Raw genomic sequence first — 6,208 nt, forward strand, 5'->3', positions numbered from 1 at the left:
TCCCACTAAAAGCATGTGCTGTCTCAGTGGGACCGGCTTTAGCCGGGAAGACGTCAGGTGTCACACTAACGGACCGGGGACAGATTAATTTACGGTGAAGCGTTGTAAATAAATCAGTCCCCTATAAGCGAAAAGCTTCCCGGCTAAAGCCGGTCCCACTAAAAGCATGCGCGGTGTCAGCGGGACCGGCGGCGATCCCCGTAAGACCGGCTTCAGCCGGGAAGCCCTTGATCCGATTTTGATCTGCTTTTGATCTTCATACGCAAATAGCCCAGACAACACCAATCGCGACTTTGGTGCAGGCTGAACGCAGGTTTCGCGGAGTGGGCCGAGCGGCATGGATGCCGCGAGAGCTGCCCCCCGCCATGGATGGCGGATGGCAGCGGGCCCACGGAGCGAGACCGGAGTGAAGGAACCCTGACGAAGGAAGGGCCAAACCGAGAGCAGGCACTTTTGCTTACTTTTGGTGCTTTTCAAAAGTAAGTCGCCGAAGGCGAAACGGTCTGCCCCCAGGCAGACGCCTTTGATCTTGATCTAGATCTCAATAGCCCCGATTACGATCTATCTCACCCACCATCCGCTCCCCCCGCTCAAACCGCCGAATATTCTCCAGCAACACCCCAAACGCACTTGCTGGCTGCGTCATCGCCGCCACATGCGGCGTCAACACCACCTGCGGATGATCCCAAAACGGATGATCAGACCCGGCCGGCTCCACCTGCAACACATCCAGCACAGCGCCCCCCAACTGCCCACTCTCCAGCGCCTCCAGCAAATCCCCCTCCACCAGATGCCCGCCGCGGCCCATATTCACCAGCCCCGCGCCCCGCGGCAGCAACGCAAACAGATTGCGGTCCAGAATCCCCTCCGTCTGCTCCGTCAACGGCAACACACACAGCAAAATGTCGCACTGCGCCAGAAACGCCGCCAACTGCGCCTGACCCGCAAAACACGCCACCCCCTCAATCTCATGAACACTGCGTGCCCAGCCCGACAGCGCAAACCCGAACGGCGCCAGCGTCGCCAGAATCTGCTGCGCCTGGGTACCCAACCCCATCACCCCCACACGCCGATGCTCCGCCGGCTGCAACAGATGCGCCTGCCAACAGCGCGCCGCCTGCTGCTCGCGGTACCGCAGCATGTCCCGATGCAGACTCAACACCGCCCACGTCGCGTACTCGCACATCCCCCGCGTAATGCCCGGATCCAGCAACCGCACCACCGGCAGATCCGCCGGCAAACGCGACAGATCCAGCTGGTCCACTCCGGCGGACAGCGCAAACAGCACCTTCAGATTCGGCAGCAGCTGCGTCAGATCATCCGGGGCCTGCCAGGCGGCCAGGTACTCGACCTCTTCGGGATTACCGATGTCCGGCCAGGCGCGCCATTCGATGTCCGGGGCGTTTTCAGCGAACAGCGTCTGCCAGTGTGGCGCGCGCGCGGGGTCGGCTTTGTAGAGCAAGGCCATGGGCTTCTCCTGCTAAAGGGAGGCTGAAGGGAAGGGGTCGGGAACTCGCCCACATCATCCCCCAAGCCCGGCGCAGGATCTGTTGAAAGGCGGGGCCAAAACAGTCGATCCGAATTTCTCACGGGCCAAGTTCGGCTAAGTGCGTTGCCCGCACGCCGTAACCTGATCAGCATCGCAACCGCCTCCAGGTTGCCGGACTCACGATGGGAAATGCCATGAACAGCAAAGTCGACGAAACCCCTCATTTGCTCCGTCAGCGCGAGCAATTTGTGCCCCGTGGCCTGGTGACCGCGCACCCGCTGGTGATCGACCGCGCCCAAGGCACTGAATTGTGGGACGTGGATGGCAAGCGCTACCTGGATTTCGTTGGTGGCATCGGCGTACTCAACATCGGCCACAACCACCCGAAGGTGGTCGCCGCCGTGCAGGCTCAACTGCAAAAAGTCTCCCACGCCTGCTTTCAGGTGGCGGCCTATACGCCTTATCTCGACCTGGCTCAGCGCCTCTGCGAAATGATCGGGGGGCGGGAAGCCTACAAGGCCGCGTTCTTCACCTCCGGCGCTGAAGCGGTGGAAAACGCCGTGAAGATCGCCCGTGCCCATACCAATCGCTCGGCGGTCATCGCCTTTCGTGGCGGCTTCCATGGACGCACCTTGCTCGGCACCACGCTCACCGGCATGAGCCAACCGTACAAACAGAACTTCGGGCCGTTTGCGCCGGAGGTGTTTCACACGCCTTACCCCAACGCGTATCGCGGTGTCAGCAGCGAGGCGGCACTCAGTGCGCTGATGGAACTGCTGGCGACCCAAGTGGCACCGGACCGCGTGGCCGCGATCCTCATCGAACCCATGCAGGGCGATGGTGGCTTCCTCACCGCGCCGCCTGAGTTTCTCCAGGCCCTGCGCGCGTTGGCCGACAAGCACGGCATCGTGTTGATTCTCGACGAGATCCAGAGCGGTTTCGGTCGCACCGGTACCTGGTTTGGCTACCAGCACTCCGGTATCCAGCCTGATCTGGTGACAGTCGCCAAGAGCCTCGCCGGTGGCTTGCCCTTGTCCGGCGTGGTCGGCAAGGCGCACATCATGGACGCGCCATTGCCCGGCGGCCTGGGCGGGACCTACGGCGGCAACGCCCTGGCCTGCGCGGCGGCACTGGCTGTGATCGACGCGTTCGAGGAAGAACAACTGCTGGCGCGCAGCCAACTTCTGGGGGAACGCCTGCGCCGTGGCCTGATCGGTTTGCAGGCGCGCTACCCACGCATCGGCGACGTGCGCGGCACCGGTTTCATGCTGGCGATCGAGCTGATCAAGGATGACGCCGCGCGGACCCCCGATGCCGACCTCAACCAGCGAGTGATCGACGAAGCCCGCGCCGGTGGTTTGCTGGTGATCAAATGCGGCGTTTACCGCAACGTACTGCGCTTCCTTGCGCCATTGGTCACCACCGAAGCCCAGGTCGACGAAGCGGTACAGATCCTCGACGCGGCCTTGGCACGGGTCTTGAAGTCTTGAACTCTTGAACCGGAGCAGTGCCCGCGCCGGGCTAAATGCATCCAGGAGGTTTGATCCACATGGGGCTGACAGAATTGGGGCTGACCGGAATCGGACTAACAGAGTACCGAGCGTTACTGATCGATTGCGACGAAGTGCTGGTGGATCGCGATTCGGGCGTCTGGGCCGCGCTGCAACCGCTGCTCGACAGCCGCGGCGGGCAACCGGCCAAAGATGAAGTGCTGGCGGAATTCAACGCCGTCGTTGCGACCCTGTATCCGCGCTTCGCCGAGCTGGGCTTCAGCGGCCTGTTGTGCTTCGCCCATCGCCAACTCGCCGAAAAGTGGGGCCTGCACGCCAGTTGGGAGGAGGGCATGAGCTTCGCCCGTTCGGCGGGCAACTGGTCGTTGTTCGAAGACGCACCGGGGGCGATGTTGTACTTGCGCAAATTCTATCGGCTGCTGGTGCGCGGCGACCGCGATGCCGAGGACCGTGGCGTGCTCTGTGAGCGGCTGGGAATTGCACCGGAAGATTTCATTTCCCTGGCCGAAGGTCCGCAATGGCTCACTGATCAGGGCGATCAGGTGCAACCGGTCCTGCACGTCACGGGACCGTCGGTCGATACATTCGCCGGTCTGGACCGCTGCCTGATCGGCCGCCACCGGGCGCGTCAGCCTTCGCCCTGCGCGGCGGAGTACTGCATCAACAGCATGGCTGACTTGGTGGCGCAGCATCAGCTGTCTTTACGGCGCTGATTTTGCTAGAAGATTGTCTTACAACGGCAGTCAAGAGGTACGTGATGGAAGGGCTCGTAAAACTGGATCGGATCGACATCAGTATCCTGGTCGAACTGCAGAAGGACGGCCGGATGACCAATGTCAGCCTCGCCGATGCCGTCGGCCTGTCCGCCAGCCCGTGCCTGCAACGGGTCAAGCGGCTGGAATCGGCCGGTTATATCTCCAGCTACAAAGCGCATCTGAACCTGGCCAAGATCACCGACTCGGTCACCGTCTTCACCGAAATCACCCTCAGCGACCACAAGCGCGAAGACTTCGCCAAGTTCGAATCCAACATCCGTCTGGTCGACGAAGTCCTCGAATGCCACTTGATCAGTGGCGGCTACGACTACCTGGTGCGCTTCATGACCCGCAGCATTCAGCACTATCAGGAAGTGGTGGAAAGCCTGCTGGACAAAAACATCGGGATCTCCAAGTACTTCAGCTACATCGTCATCAAGTCGCCGGTGCTCAAGGATGGAGTGCCGTTGCGCAAGTTGCTGCGTCACTGAATTAAACGCGGTTTAAACCGCAACCTGCGTCCCTCAAGAGATGAGATGTCGGGACGATAAAAGGGCTGTCCGTTTTCGCGGGCGGCCTTTTTTTGTGGCGAGCTTTGGCCAACCGAGGGAGGTCCGCGACCGACGATTCGGGCGAACATGAAACTTCATGCCGGCTTATTGACGTCAGTCTAATGGCTAATTACTATCGCGCCGTTTATTGATATCACTGTGCTATTGCAAGGACGCTCCGTGAATTTCCCCGCACTCAGAGTTGGGCTGTTTTGCCTGCTCGTCGCCATTCCGCTCACCATCCTCGCGGCGCCGAATCCGGGCGATCAGGATTTGTTGCGCGACCGTCAGGAACAGCTGCTCCAGGAGCAGCAGCGCCGCCTCGAAGACCTCAAGAGTCTGCCCGGCAAGCAAGCTGCACCTGTCGCACCGGCTGCCCCAGTCGACACGCGTTGCTTCACCATCACGGGGATCGAGCTCAAAGGTGCTGCGTCGCTGTCCGACGCCGAGCGTCAGCGCCTGACCCAGCCTTATCTGGGCACGTGCATGGGCGTGTCCCAGCTCAACGAATTGCTCAAGACCATCACCAACCTGTACATCGCGAAAGGGCTGGTCACCAGTCGCGCCTACCTGCCACAGCAGGATCTGTCGAAAGGCCAGTTGCAGGTGCTGGTGGTGGAAGGCCAGCTGGAAAAACTGCGCAGCGCTGGCGACAGCGGCTTGAGCGAGCGTGAGCTGGCAATGACATTTCCGGGGCGGGAAGGGCAATTGGTCAATCTGCGCGAGATCGAGCAGATGGTCGACCAGCTCAATCGTCTGCCGTCCAATCAGGCGCAGATGGAGCTGACACCGGGCCAGGAAGTCGGCGGCAGCGACGTGCTGGTCAAGAACGCCCCGCAAAAGCCGTGGCGCGTGAGCCTGTCGCGGAACAACGACGGACAGCGCAGCACTGGCGAGCAACAGTGGACCACCGGGCTTGAGTGGGACAGCCCGCTGGGTCTGGCGGATCAGTTGAGCCTGCGCGGCGGTCACGACGCCATGACCGACCACCTGCACACCTCGCACAACACCGGGCTGGCCTACAACCTGCCGTGGGGCTGGTGGAATTTCAGTTATAGCTACAGCGAAAGTGAATACCGCTCACAGGCCCAGGCCAACGGTTTCGATTTCAAGCAGAACGGCGACAGCCAGACCCATCAGCTGCGCGCCGAGCGAGTCATCTACCGTGACGCCCTGAGCAAAACCTCGCTGAACGTCGGCGTCTCCAACCTGCGCAGCAACAACTACATCGAAGGCAGCCGGCTGGCCGACAGCAGCAACCGCATCAGCGAAGTGCAATATGGCATTAACCACGGCCGGCGCGTGGGCTCGGCGTTTCTCAACCTCGACCTCGGCATGCAGCAAGGCATCAGCGCGTTCGGGGCCCAGGACAACAACCACCCGGGCCCAGGCGAAGCCAATGCGCGCTATCGCAAATACACCGGCACCGTGAGCTACCTGCAGCCGTTCAAGCTGTGGGACGAGAGCTTCACCTTCACCAGCCTCGCCACCGGACAACGCAGCGAAGACGTGCTGTTCAGCCCTCAGCGCATGAGCCTTGGCGGGTCATCGTCGGTGCGCGGCTACAAGGACCAACTGCTGTCCGGCGACAGCGGCGGCTACTGGCGCAACGAGCTGCGCCTGACCCGGCCCGTCACCCTCGACTGGCTGCGCCCGGCCTTCAGCGATTACGGCATTGCGGCGTCTTACGACCAGGGCGTGATTGCCAACGATCGCTACAACGACGAGGCGCACGGGCGCCTGTCCAGCAACGCAGTCGAATGCTTCACCCGCGGTCAGCACGTCGCCGCGACGGTGACCTTTGCCCACTCTCTGGAGCGCCCCGGCGGCCTGATCGAGCGCGAGTCGCCGATCTATTTCCGCATGGACTTTTTTCTCTAACGTTTGACCGAGATACCTGAC

General features: G+C 61.8%; 5 protein-coding genes. 4 read left to right on the plus strand and 1 reads right to left on the minus strand.

Annotated elements, in window-relative coordinates; translation table 11 throughout:
• Positions 1 to 541: 541 nt before the first annotated feature.
• Positions 542 to 1,468: a 2-hydroxyacid dehydrogenase gene (locus tag ACYAR8_RS06605; RefSeq protein ID WP_108122630.1), complete on the minus strand. Its 927-nt coding sequence runs from the start codon at positions 1,466 to 1,468 to the stop codon at positions 542 to 544.
• 215 nt (positions 1,469 to 1,683) lie between these two features.
• Between ACYAR8_RS06605 and gabT the strand changes: the two genes are divergently transcribed.
• The 4 genes from gabT to ACYAR8_RS06625 all read left to right on the plus strand — a co-directional run bounded on the left by gabT (position 1,684) and on the right by ACYAR8_RS06625 (position 6,187).
• Positions 1,684 to 2,979 (plus strand): 4-aminobutyrate--2-oxoglutarate transaminase, encoded by a 1,296-nt coding sequence (gene gabT / locus ACYAR8_RS06610; protein WP_463579428.1) that lies wholly within the window; start codon positions 1,684 to 1,686, stop codon positions 2,977 to 2,979.
• Between the two features lie 89 nt (positions 2,980 to 3,068).
• On the plus strand, positions 3,069 to 3,713 hold the full coding sequence (locus ACYAR8_RS06615; RefSeq protein ID WP_074888306.1) for a tautomerase family protein: 645 nt from the start codon (positions 3,069 to 3,071) through the stop codon (positions 3,711 to 3,713).
• Positions 3,714 to 3,757: 44 nt separating this feature from the next.
• Complete coding sequence (locus ACYAR8_RS06620) at positions 3,758 to 4,246, plus strand: Lrp/AsnC family transcriptional regulator (RefSeq protein WP_003174918.1); 489 nt, start codon at positions 3,758 to 3,760, stop codon at positions 4,244 to 4,246.
• A gap of 240 nt (positions 4,247 to 4,486) precedes the next feature.
• The gene (locus tag ACYAR8_RS06625) at positions 4,487 to 6,187 is read left to right on the plus strand and encodes a ShlB/FhaC/HecB family hemolysin secretion/activation protein (protein ID WP_463579429.1); all 1,701 of its coding nucleotides are present in this window, start codon (positions 4,487 to 4,489) and stop codon (positions 6,185 to 6,187) included.
• Positions 6,188 to 6,208 lie beyond the last annotated feature (21 nt).

Source organism: Pseudomonas sp. HP_01 (assembly GCF_055284355.1).

Bases quoted from the DNA above. Each gene is read 5' to 3' on its own strand.
- gabT (WP_463579428.1), top strand. From the start codon at position 1,684: ATGAACAGCAAAGTCGACGAAACCCCTCATTTGCTCCGTCAGCGCGAG.
- ACYAR8_RS06620 (WP_003174918.1), top strand. From the start codon at position 3,758: ATGGAAGGGCTCGTAAAACTGGATCGGATCGACATCAGTATCCTGGTC.
- ACYAR8_RS06605 (WP_108122630.1), bottom strand. From the start codon at position 1,468: ATGGCCTTGCTCTACAAAGCCGACCCCGCGCGCGCGCCACACTGGCAG.